The 19,370-nt window shown below is 70.8% G+C and carries 17 protein-coding genes; 4 read left to right on the forward strand and 13 right to left on the reverse strand.

Translation table 11 applies throughout. The annotated features are described in order from the left end of the window. Positions 1-13 precede the first annotated feature (13 nt). Both efeO and efeU read right to left on the reverse strand, forming a co-directional pair. Positions 14-1,150 carry an iron uptake system protein EfeO gene (gene efeO, locus OIE47_RS07920; RefSeq protein WP_326560853.1) on the reverse strand — a complete coding sequence of 379 codons (1,137 nt, stop codon included), beginning with the start codon at positions 1,148-1,150 and terminating at the stop codon, positions 14-16. A gap of 104 nt (positions 1,151-1,254) precedes the next feature. After that, positions 1,255-2,106, reverse strand: coding sequence for an iron uptake transporter permease EfeU (gene efeU, locus OIE47_RS07925; RefSeq protein ID WP_326560854.1), 852 nt, complete (start codon positions 2,104-2,106; stop codon positions 1,255-1,257). A gap of 115 nt (positions 2,107-2,221) precedes the next feature. On the opposite strand from efeU, the gene OIE47_RS07930 reads away from it, so the two are divergent. Beyond that, on the forward strand, positions 2,222-2,389 hold the full coding sequence (locus tag OIE47_RS07930) for a hypothetical protein (protein ID WP_326560855.1): 168 nt from the start codon (positions 2,222-2,224) through the stop codon (positions 2,387-2,389). A gap of 40 nt (positions 2,390-2,429) precedes the next feature. Here OIE47_RS07930 and ahcY read toward each other — a convergent pair whose 3' ends face one another. The 10 genes from ahcY to OIE47_RS07980 all read right to left on the reverse strand — a co-directional run bounded on the left by ahcY (position 2,430) and on the right by OIE47_RS07980 (position 13,402). After that, positions 2,430-3,929: an adenosylhomocysteinase gene (gene ahcY, locus OIE47_RS07935; protein WP_326560856.1), complete on the reverse strand. Its 1,500-nt coding sequence runs from the start codon at positions 3,927-3,929 to the stop codon at positions 2,430-2,432. Positions 3,930-4,247: 318 nt separating this feature from the next. Then, positions 4,248-5,441: a mannose-6-phosphate isomerase, class I gene (gene manA / locus OIE47_RS07940; RefSeq protein WP_326560857.1), complete on the reverse strand. Its 1,194-nt coding sequence runs from the start codon at positions 5,439-5,441 to the stop codon at positions 4,248-4,250. Positions 5,442-5,443: 2 nt separating this feature from the next. Continuing rightward, positions 5,444-6,430 (reverse strand): cation diffusion facilitator family transporter, encoded by a 987-nt coding sequence (locus OIE47_RS07945; protein ID WP_326560858.1) that lies wholly within the window; start codon positions 6,428-6,430, stop codon positions 5,444-5,446. Between the two features lie 31 nt (positions 6,431-6,461). Next, positions 6,462-7,655: an SIS domain-containing protein gene (locus OIE47_RS07950; protein ID WP_326560859.1), complete on the reverse strand. Its 1,194-nt coding sequence runs from the start codon at positions 7,653-7,655 to the stop codon at positions 6,462-6,464. Further along, positions 7,652-7,840: a Trm112 family protein gene (locus OIE47_RS07955; RefSeq protein ID WP_326560860.1), complete on the reverse strand. Its 189-nt coding sequence runs from the start codon at positions 7,838-7,840 to the stop codon at positions 7,652-7,654. Before OIE47_RS07955 ends, OIE47_RS07950 begins: the two co-directional genes overlap by 4 nt. A 62-nt stretch (positions 7,841-7,902) precedes the next feature. Next, positions 7,903-9,303, reverse strand: coding sequence for a phosphomannomutase/phosphoglucomutase (locus tag OIE47_RS07960; RefSeq protein WP_326560861.1), 1,401 nt, complete (start codon positions 9,301-9,303; stop codon positions 7,903-7,905). Between the two features lie 165 nt (positions 9,304-9,468). Continuing rightward, on the reverse strand, positions 9,469-10,335 hold the full coding sequence (locus OIE47_RS07965; RefSeq protein WP_326560862.1) for a hypothetical protein: 867 nt from the start codon (positions 10,333-10,335) through the stop codon (positions 9,469-9,471). Between the two features lie 103 nt (positions 10,336-10,438). Then, positions 10,439-11,326, reverse strand: a complete 888-nt coding sequence (locus OIE47_RS07970; RefSeq protein WP_326560863.1) for a helix-turn-helix domain-containing protein — start codon at positions 11,324-11,326, stop codon at positions 10,439-10,441. A gap of 151 nt (positions 11,327-11,477) precedes the next feature. Then, a complete protein-coding gene (nfi, locus tag OIE47_RS07975; RefSeq protein ID WP_326560864.1) occupies positions 11,478-12,164 on the reverse strand; it encodes a deoxyribonuclease V in 687 nt (228 codons plus the stop codon). A 44-nt stretch (positions 12,165-12,208) separates the two neighbouring features. After that, a complete protein-coding gene (locus tag OIE47_RS07980) occupies positions 12,209-13,402 on the reverse strand; it encodes a low temperature requirement protein A (protein ID WP_326560865.1) in 1,194 nt (397 codons plus the stop codon). 296 nt (positions 13,403-13,698) lie between these two features. On the opposite strand from OIE47_RS07980, the gene OIE47_RS07985 reads away from it, so the two are divergent. Then, the gene (locus OIE47_RS07985) at positions 13,699-14,919 is read left to right on the forward strand and encodes an SUKH-3 domain-containing protein (protein WP_326560866.1); all 1,221 of its coding nucleotides are present in this window, start codon (positions 13,699-13,701) and stop codon (positions 14,917-14,919) included. A 16-nt stretch (positions 14,920-14,935) separates the two neighbouring features. On the opposite strand, the gene OIE47_RS07990 is transcribed toward OIE47_RS07985, so the two are convergent. Further along, positions 14,936-16,390: an aldehyde dehydrogenase family protein gene (locus OIE47_RS07990; RefSeq protein ID WP_326560867.1), complete on the reverse strand. Its 1,455-nt coding sequence runs from the start codon at positions 16,388-16,390 to the stop codon at positions 14,936-14,938. Positions 16,391-16,547: 157 nt separating this feature from the next. Between OIE47_RS07990 and OIE47_RS07995 the strand changes: the two genes are divergently transcribed. Next, complete coding sequence (locus OIE47_RS07995; protein WP_326560868.1) at positions 16,548-17,984, forward strand: gamma-aminobutyraldehyde dehydrogenase; 1,437 nt, start codon at positions 16,548-16,550, stop codon at positions 17,982-17,984. A gap of 4 nt (positions 17,985-17,988) precedes the next feature. After that, positions 17,989-19,293: a 4-aminobutyrate--2-oxoglutarate transaminase gene (gene gabT, locus OIE47_RS08000; protein WP_326560869.1), complete on the forward strand. Its 1,305-nt coding sequence runs from the start codon at positions 17,989-17,991 to the stop codon at positions 19,291-19,293. Positions 19,294-19,370: the final 77 nt, after the last annotated feature.

Genomic DNA, 19,370 nt, shown 5'->3' on the forward strand with positions numbered 1-19,370 from the left:
GGCGACCACCGCCCTACTTGGCGACGACCGCGGCGACCTTGCTGATCGGCTCGGCGAGCGCGTTGATCGCGTCCGAGAGATCCTTCAGGTCGGCCTTGCTCAGCTCGTTGTGCAGCTTCCACCCGTCACCGGCGCGGTGCTCGGCGAGCGTGGTGTCGACCGTGGCGAACCCGGCGTCGAGCGAGGTGACCAGGTCGGGCGCGCGCTCGGTGAGCACCGGGCGGAGCGCGGCGATGGCCGCCTTGGAGCCTTCGACGTTGGCGTTGAAGTCCCACAGGTCGGTGTGCGAGTAGCGGTCCTCCTCACCGGTGATCTTGCCGGTGGCGACCTCGTCGAGCAGTTCCTTGGCGCCGTTGGCCAGGTTCAGCGGGGAGAGCTTCTCCGCGTTCGCCTTGGCCACGATCTCCTTGACGTCGGTCAGCAGCCGGTCCGCGATCGGGCCGTCCTTGCTGACGTCGCCGGTGGTCCAGAGGTCCTTCTCCAGGCGGTGGAAGCCGGTGAACTCCATGCCCTCCTCGAGCACCTCCTCCCGGCCGTCGATCTTCGGGTCGAGGTCACCGAAGATCTCCGCGACCGGCTCGATCCGCTCCCAGTAGGTCCGGGCCACCGGGAAGAGCGCCTTGGCCCGCGCCACGTCGCCGGCCTTGACCGCGGTGACGAACTCGGTGGTCTTGTCCAGCAGCGCACCGGTCTGGCTCTGCACGTACCGCTGGTAGCTGTCGGTCGCGCCGGCCAGGGCCGCGTCGTCGGTGAGCGGGGCGGCGGAGCCGCTGACGGTCAGCGCACCCCGGATGCCCTTGCCGATCATGCCCGGCTTGCAGGCGGTCTCGTACGTGCCGGCGGGCAGTTCGACGTGCAGCTCGCGACTGAGGCCGGGAACCACGTTCTCGACCTCGCCCATCACCCGGTCACCGGCGGCGTAGACGTAGAACTCGGTGACCTTGGCACCGGAGTTGGTCACGTTGAACACGACCGTGCCGGCGCCGACCTCGGTCGAGCCGACCTCGCACGCGGTGTCGCTGGCCTTGACGGTGATCGGCCCGCCACCGGCGGCGTCCCCGGCGCTGTCGTCCTCGGCGCCACAGCCGGCCAGGCCGGCACCGGCGAGCACGCCGGCGGCGGCCAGCGCCAGAAAGCGGGTGGTACGCATTCGGGTTCTCCTTGCGGTTCGGGTGATCCGGCCCGGTCGGCTGCCGCCGGGATGGGCGGGAGCGGACACGGGCAGGCTTCGAGCAGTCGGTGTGGTCGAACGGGTCAGGCCGATTGGGCCGCGGGCGCCGGTGCGGCGGGCGCGGCGGTCCCGGACGCGCGGCGTCCGGGAAGCAGGAAGAGGAGCAGAACCGGGATCGCGTACGCCGCCCAGGCGACGATCTCCAGCACGGTCGACTCGGCGGTGACGTTGAACATCCCGCTGAGCAGGGTGCCGTACCAGGTCGACGGGTCGAACAGGCCGGAGTACGCCAGGTTCCTGATGCCGGGCAGGACGCCGGCCTCCTGGAAGTCGTGGGTGCCGTACTTGAAGATCCCGGCGGCGACCAGGATGAGCAGCGCGCCGGTCCAGGTGAAGAAGCGGGTCAGGTTGATCCGGACCGCGCTGGCGTAGAGCAGGTAGCCGATCGCGATCGCGGTGGCGATGCCGCCGATCAGTGCGTAGAGCGGGCCGCCGTTGACGTTCGCGCCCTGCACGGCCGAGTAGAAGATGAGGGCGGTCTCCAGTCCTTCCCGGACCACGGCCAGGAAGGCCATCAGGGCGACCGCCAGGGAGCCGACGGCGAGCGCGTCGGTGAGCTTGCCCCGCAGTTCGCCGCTGAGCGAGCGGGCCGCCCGACGCATCCAGAAGATCATCGCCGTGACGAAGGCGACCGCGGCCACCGAGGTCACCGCCTCGAACAGCTCCCGGTCGGAGGACCGGGCCAGCAGGGTGGTGCTGGTGTATTCGAGGAGCCAGCCGAAGAAGACGGAGAGGACGACCGCGAGTGCGACGCCACCCCACACCTGGGGCAACCGGTCCCGGCGCTCGGACTTGACCAGGAACGCGACCAGGATGCTGACCACCAGGGTGGCTTCCAGTCCCTCACGCAGACCGATCAGGTAGGTGGCGAACATCAGGACTCCGGGTCACTCGGTTAGGCGTCCCTAAGTTAGGACAGCCTACCTTGCTCCCTCCTTCTACATCTTGTCAATGTGGCGCCGCACACCGGCTCTCTGATCCAATGACCGCATGAAGGCCTTCGTACCGTGGCTGGTCGTACTGGCGGTCATCTTCGCGCTCAGCGCGTTGCGACTGCGCCCGCTCGCCACCGCGGTCGCGCTCGGCTGGCTCGGCTACTGCGTCTGGACCTGGATCCGCGCCGCCCGCGCCGGAAACAACAGCGGTCGGGCCGGCTGACGCGAGCGCCAACCGACCCGACCGGTGGTACGGCGGAGACTCAGTACCGGTAGTGGTCCGACTTGTACGGACCCTCGACCGGGATACCCAGGTACGCGGCCTGCTCCTTGGTCAGCTCGGTGAGCCGGACGCCCAGGGCGTCCAGGTGCAGCCGAGCCACCTTCTCGTCCAGGTGCTTCGGCAGCACGTAGACGCCGACCGGGTACTCGTCGGTCTTGGTGAACAGCTCGATCTGGGCGATCGTCTGGTTGGCGAACGAGTTCGACATGACGAAGCTCGGGTGCCCGGTGGCGTTGCCGAGGTTCAGCAGCCGGCCCTCGGAGAGCACGATGATCGAGTGCCCGTCGGCGAACTTCCAGACGTCGACCTGCGGCTTGATGTTCGTACGCTGCACGTCCGACCGCTTCTGCAGACCGGCCATGTCGATCTCGTTGTCGAAGTGGCCGATGTTGCCGACGATCGCCTGGTGCTTCATCCGGGCCATGTGCTCGTTGGTGATGACGTCGAAGCAACCGGTCGCGGTGACGAAGATGTCGGCCGTCTCGACCACGTCGTCCAGCGTCGCGACCTGGTAACCGTCCATCGCCGCCTGCAACGCGCAGATCGGGTCGATCTCGGTGACGATGACCCGGGCACCCTGGCCGCGCAGCGACTCCGCGCAGCCCTTGCCCACGTCGCCGTAGCCGAGCACGACCGCGACCTTGCCGCCGATCAGCACGTCGGTGGCGCGGTTGATGCCGTCGATCAGCGAGTGACGGCAGCCGTACTTGTTGTCGAACTTGCTCTTCGTCACCGAGTCGTTGACGTTGATCGCCGGGAACAGCAGCGATCCGGCCTGCTGCATCTCGTACAGCCGGTGCACACCGGTGGTGGTCTCCTCGGTGACACCCTTGATGCCGGCCGAGACCCGGGTCCACCGGGTGTTGTCCTCGGCCAGCGAGCGGTGCAGTACACCGAGGATGACCGCGTACTCCTCGGAGTCGGCGGACTCGATCGGCGGCACCGCACCCTCGCCCTCGAACTGGGCGCCCCGGTGCACGAGCAGGGTGGCGTCACCACCGTCGTCGAGGATCATGTTGGGGCCCTGCCCGTCCGGCCAGAGCAGCACCTGCTCGGTGCACCACCAGTACTCCTCGAGCGACTCGCCCTTCCAGGCGTATACGGGGACACCGGCGGGGGCGTCGACGGTGCCCTCCGGGCCGACCACGATCGCGGCGGCGGCGTGGTCCTGGGTGGAGAAGATGTTGCACGACGCCCACCGGACCTCCGCCCCGAGGGCGGTCAGGGTCTCGATCAGGACCGCGGTCTGGATGGTCATGTGCAGCGAGCCGGTGATCCGGGCGCCCCGCAGCGGCTGCGCGGCGGCGAACTCCCGGCGGAGCGACATCAGGCCGGGCATCTCGTGCTCAGCCAGCTGGATCTCCTTGCGTCCGAACTCGGCGAGCGACAGATCCGCCACCTTGAAGTCGCCACCGGCGAGGGTCGTGGGTCGGGCCTCGGTCGACGCGCCACCGGAGGGCGCCGGGAGAGTGCTGGTCATGAAAGCTCCTGTCGTACGGGTCTGCTGCGCGACCCTCCACATTACGCCCGACCGCACCCGTGCCGGCACAGGCGGTGCCGTCCGCTGGCGGACAAGCACGACATTTGGCAACGACAACGGGTACGGGGGGGCCATGGTTGGCCGGCGTCTACGCCAGCGATGGTCGCACAGCGCGCGGGGCGGTGGGGCATGGACGGTTTCCCGCCCAGCATCCCTCCGCCCCGCGCATCCCCCCGGTTTGGTACCCCCGCGCGCGTCTTACGACCCCCATCGCAATGACGCTGCGTGGTTATAGAGTCACACTCCGCTAATGGCCTGTCAAGCCGATCCGGGAATATCCGAAATGCCGGCCGCGCCGACAAAAACCTCTCCCCGACCGGAGAAGACCAGCTCACCACCGTCGGCCGCCCCGATCGCCGCCCGACCGGGCTCGACCGTCACCGCACCGGCCGCGTCCCGTACGGTCACCGCACCGGAGGTGCCGACCAGCACCCGCGGCCCGGTCACCGTGAGCCGGGCCTCCGGCAGCGCGTCGTCCAGGCGCACCCGGTACAGGGCGAAGTCGTCCACCGGCACCGGCCAGGTGACCACACCCGGTGCCACCGGAGCCGGGGCGAGCAGCGGATCCTCCAGCACCTCGAACCGCAGCACCCGGAGCAGTTCGGCGATGTCCACGTGCTTCGGCGTCAGCCCGCCCCGCAGGACGTTGTCACTGGCCGCCATGATCTCCACACCGGCACCCCGCAGGTACGCGTGCAGGTTGCCGGCCGGCATCCAGATCGCGGACCCCGGTTCCAGCCGTACGTGGTTGAGCAGCAGCGCGACCAGCACCCCCGGATCGGCCGGATACCAGCCGGCCAGCCGGCGGACGAGTTCCTGCTCCTCGGTGAACTCCGGACCGAGATCGGTGCTCCGGACCGTCTCCACCAGCGCGGCCCGGTCCACCGCCGGCCACGTCAACAACCGCTGTACGGCGTCCCGCAGCCCCGCCACCCCCGTACGCAGGCACGCCACCACCGGCTTCAACGCCGGGATGTCGAACGCCTCCAGCACCGCAGCCGACTCCCGGGGATCCCGGAAACCGCAGAGCGCCTCGAACGGCGCGATCGCCACCAGCACTTCCGGCTTGTGGTACGGGTCGACGTAGTTGCGGTGCGCGGTCGGGGGCAGGTCCTGGTCGGCCGCGTACCCGGTGCGGGCCTGGTCGGGATCCGGGTGGGCCTGCAACGACAGCGGTGCCTCCGGCGCCAGCAGCTTCATCAGGAACGGCAGCCGCCCGTCGAACCGGGCCAGCACCTCGTCCCCCAGCCAGCGCCCCGGCTCGGCGGCGAGCAGTTCCACCAGGCTGATCCGGGCGTCCTGCTGGCACACCATCGCCGGGGATCCGGGGTGTGCGCCGAGCCAGAGTTCCGCCTCCGGCCCGGCGCTCGGCACGGATCTACCCTGCAACCCGGCGATCACCGTCCGGGATCCCCAGGCGTAGTCGCGGATCGGGCCGTACAAGGGTTCCACGCTCAGCCTTTCCCGCCCGTTTCGCCGCCAACCGGCGGCTCCACGTTCTCCGACGCGCTCCGCAGGTTCGCGGCCCGCGCGCTGTAGATGTCCGGCTCCAGGTAGATCACCCGGGCGATCGGCACCGCCGTACGGATCCGCGCCTCGACCGTGTCGATGTCACGGGCCAGTGCCTCGGCCGACGCCGACGGCGTGACCGCGATCTTCGCGGCGACCAGCAGCTCCTCCGGCCCCAGGTGCAGGGTGCGCATGTGGATGATCCGCTCGACCTCGGAGCCCTCGTTGACCGCCCGCTCGATCGCGCTGACGTCCTCCGGGGAGGCCCCCTCGCCGAGCAGCAGGCTCTTCGTCTCCACCGCCAGGATGACCGCGATGCAGACCAGCAGGATGCCGATCGCCAGGGTGCCGGCCGCGTCCCACCGGCCGTTCCCGGTGACCAGCGTCATCGAGACGCCGACCAGGGCGAAGATCAGACCGATCAGGGCACCCAGGTCCTCCAGGAGCACCACCGGCAACTCAGGTGCCTTCGCCCGGCGGACGAACTGCACCCAGTTCGCCCTGCCCCGGATGTGGTTCGACTCCTTGATCGCGGTACGGAACGAGAACCCCTCCAGGCCGATCGCGACGACCAGCACCGTGATCGGCAGCCACTGCCAGCTGTCGAACCCGTGCGGGTCTCTCCACTTGTGGTAACCCTCGTACAGGGCGAAGAGGCCACCGACGCTGAACAGCACGATCGACACGATGAACGCGTAGATGTAGCGCTCACGCCCGTACCCGAAGGGGTGTTGTGGGGTCGCGCCGCGCTGGGCCCGACGGCCGCCGAGCAGCAGCAACGCCTGGTTTCCCGAGTCGGCCACGGAGTGGATCGACTCGGCCAGCATCGACGACGAACTGGTCAGCAGGTACGCCACGAACTTCGTGATCGCGATACCCAGGTTGGCCAGCAACGCGGCGATGATCGCCCGCGTCCCCCCACCGGCGCTCATGCCGGCGTCCCCCGCCGGTCGCTCTGTACGTTCACGGGTTCGAAAGCTCCTTCATCTCGGTGACCGCAGGCACCGCCATCGGATCGAGCCCGTGTGCCAGAGCCAGGTACACGGACGCGAAGTCCGGTACGGCGATCAGCGACGCGAGCCGCTCCAGGGCCGAGCCGCCCTCGGCGGTGACCACGTCGCAGCGCACCCCGCGCCGCTCGGCCAGGGTCTGCAACGCGTCCGCCCGCCGTTCCTCGACGGCCAGCGGCTCGTCGCTGTCGTCGTCGGCGTTCAACCCGCCGTCGCGCAGCAGCACCACCCGCAGCCGGGTCCAGTCGGACTCGTCCTCCGGGTCGGCGAAGATGTCCCGGGTCGACTCGGCGAGCCCGCCGAACACCCCGTCGAGCAGCCCCACCCGGCCCCGGCCCGCCTCGCCGAGCGCACCGGCGACCACGGGGTAACGCGCGTTTGCCGACAGCGTGTCGCCGAACCGCCGGGCGGCCACCGTGGCCAGCGGGGACGAGCCCCAGACCACCGGCACCGACCCGGCCAGCGCCAGGGCCAGCGACTTGGCTGGGTTGACGAACGACTCGGCGTCGGGCCGGCTCCGGTCGGCATCGGCGTCCAGCCGGGCGGCCGTCTCGGCCAGATCCGCCTCGTTGACCTTCACCAGCCCGAGCGCGCGGGCGGCGAGCAGCACCGGCACCGTCAGGCCCCAGAGGCTGGCCCGGGCGGGCGCCCGCCGCGGCACCGGGATGAACGGCGCCCGGACCCCCTCGGCCACCGACTGGAGCTGCGAGTCCGGGGCACCGACGGCGACCAGCCTGGCCCCGCGCCGGGCAGCCGCCTCGGCGGCGCCGAGCGCCTCCGGGCTGCGTCCCGAGGCGCTCACCGCGATCACCACGTCGGCAGCTCCCACCCAGCCCGGCACCCCGGCACTGCGGTGCGCGATGACCGGCACCGGGCAACGCGGCCCGGCGACGGTGGCGAGGATGTCGCCGGTACGTCCGGCGGTACCGATGCCCGCGATCACCACGGCACGCGGGCGGCCCTCCTCGGCCAGCACCCCCAGGTTCGCCTCCGCGGCCAGCGCCGCCGACTCGCGTACCTGGGCACCGGCCGAGGCGGTGAACCGCAGCATGCCGCCCGGATCGGCCTCGGCCAGCGCCGCCACGTCGTCGAGCAGCCCCTCGTCGGGGACCCGTCGCCCGCTCACGCCGGCGTGGGCGTCCATCACTTCTCCTCCTGAGCGGTACCGCCGCGGGCCTCGTCGAGCAGGAGCACCGGTACGTCGTCGCGAACCTCGAAGATCCGCTGGCATTCGGTGCAGGTCAGGGTCTGCGCCTCCGCGTCGTAATCGAGCGGGGCGTGGTGCGTGTCCGGGCAGGCGAGAATCTCGAGTAACTGCGGGTCAAGGGCCACGGTGCGGCTCCTTCCACGTCATCCGGGCGGCCGGATCGGCGTTCCGGCCGGCGCACGGGATCTTATCGGCGTACCAGGTCGAGCACCTCGTCGCGGAGCGAGGTCATCCGGTCCTTGGTCGGCCCCTCCACGTTCAGCCGCAGCAACGGTTCGGTGTTGGAGGGGCGCAGGTTGATCCAGGCCCCGTCCGGGAAGCGGACGGTCAACCCGTCCAGCTCCTCGGTCTCGGCACCCTGGTAGACCTGCTTGACCTCGGCCAGCTTCGCCGCCTGGTCGGCGACCGTGGAGTTGATCTCGCCGGAGCAGACGTACCGCTCGTACTCGGCGGCGAACTCCGACAGCGGGCGGTCCTGCTCGCCGAGCGCGGCGAGCAGGTGCATCGCGGCGAGCATGCCGGTGTCGGCGAACCAGAAGTCACGGAAGTAGTAGTGCGCCGAGTGTTCACCGCCGAAAACCGCATTCGTACGGGCCATGTCGGCCTTGATGAACGAGTGCCCCACCCGGCTGCACAGCGGCTTCCCGCCGTGCTCCCGGATGATCTCCGGGACCGCGCTGGAGGTGATCAGGTTGTGGATGACCGTGGAGCCGGGGTGCTTGGCCAGCTCGCGTACGGCCACCAGGGCGGTGATCGCGGACGGCGAGACCGGCTGGCCGCGCTCGTCGATCACGAAGCACCGGTCCGCGTCGCCGTCGAAGGCGAGTCCGAGGTCGGCGCCGTGTTCCAGGACCGCCGCCTGGAGGTCGACCAGGTTCGCCGGGTCGAGCGGGTTGGCGTCGTGGTTGGGGAAGGAGCCGTCCAGCTCGAAGTAGAGCGGCACGATGGTCAGCGGCAGGGCCGGCAGGACGGCGTCGCCGAGCACCACCGGGACGGTGTAGCCGCCCATGCCGTTGCCGGCGTCGACCACCACCTTGAGCGGGCGGATGCCACTCAGGTCGACCAGTTTGCGCAGGTGGGCGGCGTACTCGGGGAGCAGGTCGCGCGGTTGCACCGGTTCCTGGGGCTCGCCGGCCGGGTGCGCGTCGGCCTTGTCCAGCATCGCCTGGGCCCGCTCGCGGATCTCGGCCAGGCCGCTGTCCTGGCCGATCGGCCGGGCACCGGCCCGGCACATCTTGATCCCGTTGTACTGGGCCGGGTTGTGGCTGGCGGTGAACATGGCACCGGGCAGGTCGAGGCTGCCGGAGGCGTAGTAGAGCAGGTCGGTGGAGCCGAGGCCGGTGTCGATGACCGACATCCCCTCGGATCGGACTCCGGCGGCGAATGCAGCGGCGAGACCGGGTCCGGTCTCCCTCATGTCGTGGGCGATCACGACGGCGTTGCGGTCGCCGGCCGGTTCGCCGTCCGGGTCCGCGCGCACCACCTGTGCGAAGGCCGCGCCCAATGCCTCGGCGACCCGCTCGTCCCACTGTTCGGGGACGGTACCGCGGACGTCGTACGCCTTGACGATTTGGGACAAATCAGACAACGGTCTCGCTCCTCAGTCATGCGCCGCCAACGGCCTGAGCGTATCGGAGCCAACGCCCCGAGCCGGGTGCAAGGCCGGTTGCGGGCAAGGCTCAGCGTGGTCGGGCGCGGGGGTGAAGCTCAGGATCTGGCGTCGGAAACTCGGGCGCGGTCGCCGGAATCGGGCTCAGGGGCGGATCCGGGGCATGACCACGGTCGCGTCGCCACCCGCGCCGGCCGGCGGCGGAAACGGCGGACGCGGCCCGGCACCCGGTACGCCACCGGCACCCGGCTCGTCCCGGCCACCCCTGGCCCGGCGGAGCAGGAGCACCAGCAGGGCGATACCGATCCCCACCATCCCCACCCCGACCACCATCACCATGGAGCCGACCCCGCCACCACCGCTGTCGCCGGCACCGGCACCCAGACCCGGCTGACCGGTCGGTACGACCGCAGCCACCTCGGTCTCCTCCGGCTCCGACCCGAAGGTCGTCTCCTCCGGCGTCGGGCTCGGGCTGGGCGACTTCGAACTCCGCTTGGTCGGGGTGGGAGTGCCCTTGGCCCCGTTCACCTTCCGGGCCTCGGTCGCCCGCGCGATCAGCGGACCCCCGCCCGCGTACGCCTCGGCGACAATGTTCAGCCGACCGGCCGGCACACCGGCGGCGAAGGACAGCCGGTAGCGGACCGAGACGCTCTTGCGCTCACACAGCTCCGGCTTCTCCGGCGCCACCCGGCCACTGCGGACCAGGTCGTTGCCGGACACCGGCACCTCCTGCCAGCGGCCGTTCTGGGCGACCAACAGGGTCACGTCACCCGCGGACAGCCCCGGTAGCTGGAACATCAACGCGGTCCGGGCCGAGACACAGCCCTTGGACCGCTTGGTGACGGCCACCGTGATCGAGCCCGCCGAACCACCGGCGGTGAAACTGCTGGACGAGCCGAGCCGGACCGAGTCCTCGTCGTCGGCGAACGCCGGTGCCGCGCCGACCATGACCAGTCCGGCCAGCAGCGTGCCGACCGTCGCGAACCGAGCCGCTCCGCGCCGTACCAACATGATCACCTCGCCGGTTCCGGTTGGGGTACGGCCGACAGGCTACCGTGCGCCGCCATCCGTACTCCTGCCGCGCACGCCGCCGACCGGTCACCGTACGTGTGGATCACGGCAGTTCGGCGGCCAGCCGAGCCAGCCATGCCCGCGACTCGTCGCAGGTCAGGGCGTCTGCCTGGAGGTTGTCGAAGACCATCCGGTAACGGGCCACCCCGGGCTCCTTCTCCACGTAGATGTCACCCGCCTCGTTCTCCACATAGACCACATCACCGTCGGCCGGTTCCCCGACGACCTCCTCGCCGTCGGCCGGGGAGAAGCCGAGCAGGAGGAACGGGCCGGTGTTGCAGGCGTACGCGCCCCGGTCGAACGGGAGCACCTGGAGCTGCACGTTCGGCCGCCCCGCCATCTCCACCAGGTGGCGCAACTGCGGGCCCATCACGTCCGGTCCACCCACCTGCCGGCGCAGCACCGCCTCGTCCAGGATCGCCCGGAGCCGGACCGGATCCTGGGCTCGGGTGAGAATCCGCTGCCGGGCCAGCCGGACCACGAGTTTCTCCTCGGTCGCGGCGTCGGCCTGCTCCAGCAACGTCTTGCGCAGCACGGTACGGGCGTACTCCTCGGTCTGGAGCAGCCCCGGCAGCACCGACGACTCGAACGTACGCAGCTCGGTGGCGTCGTGCTCCAACGCGATGAGGGTCGAGTACTCCCAGGTCAGGGCGTCGCTGTGGGCCTGCCACCAGCCCGCCTCCTGGGCCTGGCGGGCGAGCGCGACCAGACGCTGCCGCTCGGCTCCCTCGACCCGGTAGACGTCGAGCAGCTCGTGCACCGTGCCGGGCGTGATCCGTACCCGGGCCGTCTCGATCCGGCTCACCCGCGAGGGTGAGCAGCGCACCTCCAGGGCGACCTGCTCCGCCTTGAAGCCCGCGGCCTCGCGCAGTTTGCGCAGCTCGCGGCCGAGTTGCCGGCGTCGCACGGTGGGTGGTGATCCGACGACCATTCGGTGCCTCCCTGTCCGATTCCCCGAGGCAGTCTCCCGCACAGCACGTGCTTTGTCAGCAACAGATCGTTGTCTTTCCTGGCCCCCTCGATCGACATCACCGTGCGTCGCGAGAGCCCCGGTGGCACCGGATTCCGCTCCCCGACCACCATCAGTCCAGGTCCGTCCCCCGCGACCGGCCCAACGCGACCCGACACAACCGATCCGCCTGGCGGGTGGTCTCCGGCAGCCGGTAACGCGGAGTCAGCGCCAACACACGGGCGCAGGCGTTCGCCAGATCCATCCGGTGTCCCACCGACACGAACACCGGCTTGACCCCGTCCCGGGTACGCAGCACCCGGCCGACCACCTCACCGCCGTCGCGCAGCGCCGACCAGGCACCCCGCTCGTCGCCGGGCGGATCCCACGACCCGACCAGCGGGGTCTTGCCCACCCCGATCGCCGGGAGCCCGGTGAGCACGCCCAGGTGGCAGGCCAGCCCGAACCGCCGTGGATGGGCCAGCCCGTGCCCGTCGCAGACCAGCAGGTCGGGCGTGGTGGTAAGGCTCGCGAGCGCGTCCAGCAACGCCGGCAGCTCCCGGAACGCGAACAGGCCGGGAACATACGGAAAGGCCGCCCGACCGACGGTCACCGCCGTCTCCACCACGGCCAGCGTCCGCGCGTCCAAGACCGTCACCGCCGCCGCGAGCCGGTCACCGTCCTCGGCGTACGCGACGTCCAGGCCGGCGACCGTACGCGGCTGGTCCGGTCCCGGCCCGACCAGGTCGACCAACGGCCGCAACCGATCCTGTACGGCCTCCGCCTCGGCAACCGTCTCCGGCCAGTCCCCACCCGTCATCCGCCCGCATCCCTCCCCCGTCCGGTTCGTCCCCACCACCCGAGTCACAGCGGTGGGTTCGAGGCGGGCTCACGCCGCCCGGTGAGAGTCTCGTACGCCACCAGCCCGGCCAGCACGAGGGTGGCACCGAGCGGGGCGGCCAGTGGCGGCAGGAAGACCATTCCCGGCGCGGCGGCGACCATCACGATCAGCCCGACCCACATCGACGGACGTACCCGACCGAACAACTGGTGTTCGAATCGGACCCGACCGGCCAGGAAAAGTGCCGGCCCACCCATGATGGCGACCACCCATGCCGGATCGACCGGCGGTTCGGGGTCGTCGATGATCAGCCGGAAACCGACCCCGGCGACGAGGATTCCGGCCACCATCACCAGCAGGGTGTAGCTCGCCGACTGGCTGAGCTGGATCGCACTGGGTGCCCGGTGCAGGGCCTGCGCGAGGGCGAGTCCGGCATGGTAGAAGAAGATTCTCCAGAACAGCACCGTGGTCAGGAAAGAGGCGACGAAGACAATCATCCGCTCGGTTTCGAATGGGCGTACGCTGATTTCGATTCCGGTGGCGATGACCGATTCTCCGAGCGCGATCAGCAGGAACTGTACGTAACGTTCGGCGAGGTGGTCCTCGGCCAGGGTCCACTCCGGCTCCCGGGGTCGGCCGAGTCGCGGCGTCGGCCACCGCAGCGCCGGACCGACCAGTTCCAGCAGCACCGCCACGATCCAGAAGGCCGCCCGCCCCTCCCCGCCGCTGATTCCACCGGATAGCCAGAGCACACCCGCGGCCAGTGCCCAGACCAGCACCCGGATCGAGGTCGCCTGCCGGTCATGCCCGCGCAGCGCCCAGACCAGGTACAGCGGCCGACCGACCTGGATCGTGACGTACGCGCAGGCGAAGATCAGGCCACGGTCGCCGAACGCCTGGGGCAGACAGACCGCGATCAGCAGGCTGCCGAACATGGTCACCACGACCACGAGTTGGATGTCGGCCCGCTGCGGGTCGAACCTGCTGGTCATCCAGGCGTTGAGGTACCAGACCATCCAGAGGGCGAGCAGCAGCAACAGGGTCTGGCCGGCTTCGGAGAACAGCATGCGACGGGCGATGGTGAGATCGTCGGTCACCCGTTGGGCGACCCGGGTCAGGGCGAACACGAACACCACGTCGAAGAGGAGTTCCAGGACGGTTACCCGGGGCGTACTCGTGTGGTCCCCGAGCCGGCCCCGCGCGGAGGACGCGCTCACGAAGCCTGCCGTGCGCGACTCGTCAGGGTGTGGGTGGACCGATCGGGACAGCACTCGGCGTACGACTGCTCCAGACCCGGCATAACACCCACAACGATCGACCCCGCGCTGCGTCACCGGCGTCCCGTGGTCCGGACCGTCCGCCCTCCCACACCTCGCCCGGTCCACGTTGCCCCCACTGTGGACCGGCGGACGTTTACCGTCGGTATCGCGAGCTGTACGGGCTGACGCGAAACGTCGTGGTCCGGTAACTTCGCGGACGGTGTCCGGCTGAGCAGGAACGGGGGGACTTGCACATGATCAGCCGCCAGGAAGCCGAAGGAATCGCCGACAGATGGGCGCAGCGGGAGGCACTGCGGCTCGGCCATCCCTGCACCCCGACGCTGGACGAGTTCGACGTCGGCTGGGTGATCCTGGTCGATCCGCCCGCCGTTTCCGGAGCCGGTGGAACCACCATCATCGACAAGGAGACCGGCGAGGTGTCGACCTGGCCGGGCCTGCCGCCGGAGGTCGTGTGCGACATGTACCGCACCGACCGGTTGGGGCGCAGCCGGCTGACCCGGACGGTGGACCCGGCGGTGGAGTTGGGCCGGTCCACCCGGCGCCTGCCGACCCCCGGTGCCACCGCCCGCCTGACCGTCCAGCACGACCTGCACGTCGGCCACTCGGCAAAGGGCGACCTCCGTTTACAGCACCACCGGCTGATCCGGGGCTACCTGGACCGCCTGCCGACCGGACATCTGGTACGCGGCGCCGAACGGCACGCCGAACTCGTGGTCGTCTCGGACGTGCTGCACGAGTACGACCGCAGGCTGGCCACGCTCGGGCAGCCCGAACTGACCCAGGAGTCGGCGCGGGAACTGTTCGGCAGCGCCCACCTGGAGGTGTTCCGGGTCCGGGAGCCGGGCGACCCGTTCGGCTGCGCCGCCGAGCGCCCCTGCGACTCGTGCGTACCCGCACTGGTCCACTTCGGACTGCTCCCGTGGGCCCATCTCGCCTTCGCCGAGGAGTGGCGACCGGCACCGCAGCCGGTTCCCGACCCGGACCGGTTTCCGGCCGAGGTCGCGTACGCGCTGGTCGAGGGGGGCTGGCGGCCGGGTTTCGGGGACAGGCTGCTGGCCGGCGAGGCGATCACGAAGGTGTGCGGGGTGCCGGGCGTGCACCACCGGCACCAGGGGTTCGAGGCCGCCGAGCGGACCCTGACCGCGTTTCCCGGCGTGGTCTGCGGGCGGCGCGGGCCGGGCGAGCAGGTGTGGATCCGGCGCTTCGAGATCAACCCGGCCGGGGCCGCGTACAGCGCCGACAGCCTGGCCGGACTCGGCGCCGTGCTCGGCGTACGACTCTTCCCGATCGGCACCGAGGGCGGCGACAGCATCCTCGCCGTCGACGAGTTGGGTCGGATCTTCGCACTCGACGAGGCCGGCGAGTGGTTCCTCGGCCCCGACATCGACACCGCCCTGACCAGCCTGCTCCTCGGTCGCGCACCCGCCCGGGTCCACGACGACGGCACCTGGTAGCCCCGGCCCTGCCCGGCTACAGGTCGACGCCGGTGAGGACCATGACCCGGGGTTCGGTGTAGTCGTCCATCGCACTGCGTACGCCCTCGCGCCCGACACCGCTGCCCTTCACCCCGCCGTACGGCATCTGGTCGGCCCGGTACGACGGCACGTCGCCGACGATCACCCCACCGACCTGGAGGGTGCGGTGGGCGGTGAACGCGGTCTGGAGACTGTGCGTGAAGACCCCCGCCTGAAGCCCGTACGCCGAATCGTTGACCGCGGCGAACGCGGCCCGGTCGTCGGCGACCGGGGCGACCACCAGGACCGGCCCGAACACCTCCTCGGTCCAGACCTTGGCCGCACCCGGCACTCCGGTCAGCACCGTGGGCGGGAAGGAACTGCCCGAACGCGGGCCGCCGAGCGCGGACGCCCCGCCGGCGGCCACCGCCTCGTTCACCCAGTCCTCGACCCGGACCGCGGCCGTCTCGCTGATCAGCGGTCCCACGTCCGTGGCATCGTCGGCCGGGTCACCGACCCGCAGCGCCTTCACCGCGCCGACCAGCCGGGACAGGAAACCGTCGTAGAGCCCCTCGTGCACGAACACCCGCTGCACCGCGATGCAGCTCTGCCCGGCCTGGTAGTTGGCGAAGGTGGCGATCCGCTGCGCCGCCCAGTCGAGGTCGGCGTCGCTCGCCCAGTCACCGCAGATCACCGCGGCGGCGTTCCCGCCCAACTCCAGGGTGACGTGCTTGTCCGGTACGGCCCGCCGGATCGCGGCGCCGACCGGCCCGGAGCCGGTGAACGACACCACCGGCAGGCGTGGGTCCCCGGTCAGCTCGGCGGCCCGGTCGTTGGGCAGCGGCAGCACCGAGAACAGCCCCGCCGGCAGCCCGCCGTGCGGCTCGGTCACCTCGGCCAGCAGTTCACCGAGGAGCAGGGCGGTCAAAGGGGTCGCCGGTGCCGGCTTCACCACGATCGGTGCACCGACGGCGAGCGCCGGGGCGACCTTGTGCGCGACCAGGTTCAGCGGGAAGTTGAACGGCGTGATGCCCAGGACGGGGCCGCGCGGCACCCGGCGTACCAGGGCGATCCGCCCGGTGGCGGCCGGGTCGGTGTCCAGTCGTTGCAGTTCGCCGGAGAACCGCCGGGCCTCCTCGGCGGCCCACCGGAAGGTGGAGACCGCCCGGGTCACCTCGATCCTGGCCCACTTCACCGGTTTGCCGCTCTCGGCGGTGATCAGCCGGGCGAACTCCTCCGCCCGCTCGGCGAGGCGGCGCGACACGTGGTCCAGCGCGGCGGCCCGGACGTGCGCCGGCAGCGCCGCCGCCGTCGCGGCGACGTCGTGGGCGGCGGCCACCGCCCGCTCGACCTGGTCCGCGGTGGCATGACTGGTACGCCCGACCTCCCGCCCGTCGTACGGGTGCGAGACGACCACGACGTCGTCGCCACTGGCCGGCGTACCGGCAACGTAGAACGGGGTTGCCTTCATGCAGTGCAGCGTAAACGAACACGTGCTTGCACTAAAACAGTCGCTCAAGCCCTTGTCTGCCGCGAATTCAGTAGCCAGGATGGCAGGCAGGTTGCGATTACCTCCGCGACACCGCCTCCTCCACGACAGCGCGCAGGCTACCCCCGGGAGACCCGACATGACCGACAAGCAAGTACTGCGCAACTTCGTCAACGGCGAGTACGTCGATCCGATCGACGGCCACAGCGTCGACCTGATCGACCCGTGCACGGGTGAGGTGTTCGCCCAGTCGCCGGTCTCCGGGGCGGCGGACGTCGACGCGGCGATGACCGCCGCCGCGACCGCCTTCGAGAGCTGGCGGGACGTCACCCCGGCCGACCGGCAGCGGGCCCTGCTGAAGCTGGCCGACGCGGTGGAGTCACGGGCGGCCGAGCTGGTCGACGCCGAGGTACGCAACACCGGCAAGCCCCGCCAGCTCACCGCCGACGAGGAGCTGCCGCCGTCGGTGGACGAGTTCCGGTTCTTCGCCGGGGCGGCCAGGATGCTGGAGGGACGCTCCGCCGGGGAGTACCTGGCCGGGCACACGTCCTACGTACGGCGCGAGCCGATCGGCGTCTGCGCCCAGGTCACCCCCTGGAACTACCCGCTGATGATGGCGGTCTGGAAGATCGCCCCCGCGCTCGCCGCCGGCAACACGGTGGTGCTCAAACCGTCGGACACCACCCCGGTCTCCACCCTGCTGCTCGCCGAGATCGCCGCCGAGTTCTTCCCACCGGGGGTCTTCAACGTGGTCTGCGGTGACCGGAACACCGGCCGCAGCCTGGTCTCCCACCCCACCCCGAGAATGGTGTCGATCACCGGCTCCACCCGTGCCGGCATCGAGGTGGCGGCCTCCGCCGCGTCCGACCTGAAGCGGACCCACCTGGAGTTGGGCGGCAAGGCACCGGTGGTGGTCTTCGACGACGCCGACATCGCTGCGGCGGCCGAGGCGATCGCGGTCGGCGGGTACTTCAACGCCGGCCAGGACTGCACCGCCGCGACCCGCGTACTCGCCGGTCCCGGCGTGTACGACGACTTCGTCGCCGCCCTGACCGAACAGGCGCGCAACACCAGGACCGGTGCACCGGACGACCCCGACGTGCTCTACGGCCCACTCAACAACGCCAACCAGCTCGCCAGGGTCAGCGGCTTCCTGGACCGCCTGCCCGACCACGCGGAGCTGCGGTCCGGCGGCAACCGGGTCGGCGAGCGCGGCTACTTCTACGCCCCCACCGTCGTTTCCGGGGTCCGGCAGTCCGACGAGATCATCCAGGACGAGGTGTTCGGGCCGGTCATCACCGTGCAGCGGTTCACCGACGAGGACGAGGCGGTCCGGTGGGCCAACGGCGTCGAGTACGGCCTCTCCGCCTCGGCCTGGACGAAGGACCACGGACGGGCGATGCGGATGACCCGACGGCTCGACTTCGGCTGCGTCTGGGTGAACACCCACATCCCGTTCGTCTCCGAGATGCCGCACGGCGGGTTCAAGCACTCCGGCCACGGCAAGGACCTCTCCATCTACGGCCTGGAGGACTACACCCGGATCAAGCACGTCATGCACAACATCGAGAGCTGACCCGATGACCAGCGCACCCCGGCCCGCATCGCCGGCCAGCTCCGAGGACCTGCACAAACGGCGGGCCGGTGCGGTCGCCCGTGGCGTCGGCAGTGTCATCCCGTCCTACGTGGACCATGCCAGCGGCGGCACCATCGTCGACGTCGACGGCCGGGAGTGGATCGACTTCGCGGCCGGTATCGCGGTCACCAACGTCGGCAACTCCGCCCCCCGGGTCGTCGCCGCCATCCGGGAGCAGGCGGAACGGTTCACCCACACCTGCTTCATGGTCGCGCCGTACGAGTCGTACGTGGCCGTCTGCGAACAGCTCAACACCCTCACCCCCGGCACGTACGAGAAGCGTTCGGCGCTGTTCAACTCCGGTGCCGAGGCGGTGGAGAACGCCGTCAAGATCGCCCGCCACGTCACCGGCCGAGCGGCGGTGGTGGTCTTCGACCACGCGTACCACGGGCGGACCAACCTGACGATGGCGTTGACGGCGAAGAACATGCCGTACAAGCACCGCTTCGGGCCGTTCGCCGGAGAGATCTACCGAGTGCCGATGTCGTACCCGCTGCGCGACGGCGGGTTGACCGGTCCCGTTGCGGCAGCCAACGCCATCGAGCTGATCGAGAAGCAGGTCGGTGCGGAGAACGTGGCCGCACTGCTGATCGAGCCGATCCAGGGCGAGGGCGGTTTTGTCGTACCGGCTCCGGGTTTCCTGCCCGCGTTGCGGGAGTGGGCGACGGCGGCCGGGGTCGTCTTCGTCGCCGACGAGATCCAGACCGGCTTCTGCCGTACCGGCGACTGGTTCGCCCTCGACCACGAACAGGTCGAACCGGACCTGATCACCCTGGCGAAGGGAATCGCCGGTGGACTCCCGCTCGCCGCCGTCACCGGCCGCGCGGAGCTGATGGACGCCGTACACGTCGGCGGCCTGGGCGGCACCTACGGCGGCAACCCGATCGCCTGCGCCGCCGCACTGGCCGCCATCGAGACCATGCACGAACTGGACCTCCCCACCGCCGCCCGCAACATCGAGGCGACCATGCTCCCCCGCCTACAGACCCTGGCCGCCCAGGACCCCAGGATCGCCGAGGTACGCGGCCGAGGCGCCATGCTCGCCGTAGAGCTGGTCCTGCCGGGCACCCTCACCCCCGACCCCACCACCACCGCCGCCATCTCCGCCGCCTGCCACCGCCTGGGCCTACTCACCCTCACCTGCGGCACCTACGGCAACGTTCTCCGCTTCCTCCCCCCGCTCGTCATCGACACCCCCACCCTCACCCGCGCCCTGACCCTCCTAGAAACCGCCTTCACCACCACCTGAACCCCACCCCCCGGTCCCGGCCCCACTCCCTCCCCACCCCGCTCCCTCCCCGCTCCCTCCCCGCCCCTCGCCCCGCT

Source organism: Micromonospora sp. NBC_01796 (genome assembly GCF_035917455.1).
GTDB lineage: Bacteria > Actinomycetota > Actinomycetes > Mycobacteriales > Micromonosporaceae > Micromonospora_G.

Bases quoted from the DNA above. Each gene is read 5' to 3' on its own strand.
- efeO (WP_326560853.1), bottom strand. From the start codon at position 1,150: ATGCGTACCACCCGCTTTCTGGCGCTGGCCGCCGCCGGCGTGCTCGCC.
- efeU (WP_326560854.1), bottom strand. From the start codon at position 2,106: ATGTTCGCCACCTACCTGATCGGTCTGCGTGAGGGACTGGAAGCCACC.
- ahcY (WP_326560856.1), bottom strand. From the start codon at position 3,929: ATGACCAGCACTCTCCCGGCGCCCTCCGGTGGCGCGTCGACCGAGGCC.
- OIE47_RS07970 (WP_326560863.1), bottom strand. From the start codon at position 11,326: ATGGTCGTCGGATCACCACCCACCGTGCGACGCCGGCAACTCGGCCGC.
- OIE47_RS07990 (WP_326560867.1), bottom strand. From the start codon at position 16,390: ATGAAGGCAACCCCGTTCTACGTTGCCGGTACGCCGGCCAGTGGCGAC.
- OIE47_RS07965 (WP_326560862.1), bottom strand. From the start codon at position 10,335: ATGTTGGTACGGCGCGGAGCGGCTCGGTTCGCGACGGTCGGCACGCTG.
- OIE47_RS07945 (WP_326560858.1), bottom strand. From the start codon at position 6,430: ATGAGCGCCGGTGGGGGGACGCGGGCGATCATCGCCGCGTTGCTGGCC.
- nfi (WP_326560864.1), bottom strand. From the start codon at position 12,164: ATGACGGGTGGGGACTGGCCGGAGACGGTTGCCGAGGCGGAGGCCGTA.
- OIE47_RS07930 (WP_326560855.1), top strand. From the start codon at position 2,222: ATGAAGGCCTTCGTACCGTGGCTGGTCGTACTGGCGGTCATCTTCGCG.
- OIE47_RS07995 (WP_326560868.1), top strand. From the start codon at position 16,548: ATGACCGACAAGCAAGTACTGCGCAACTTCGTCAACGGCGAGTACGTC.
- gabT (WP_326560869.1), top strand. From the start codon at position 17,989: ATGACCAGCGCACCCCGGCCCGCATCGCCGGCCAGCTCCGAGGACCTG.
- OIE47_RS07985 (WP_326560866.1), top strand. From the start codon at position 13,699: ATGATCAGCCGCCAGGAAGCCGAAGGAATCGCCGACAGATGGGCGCAG.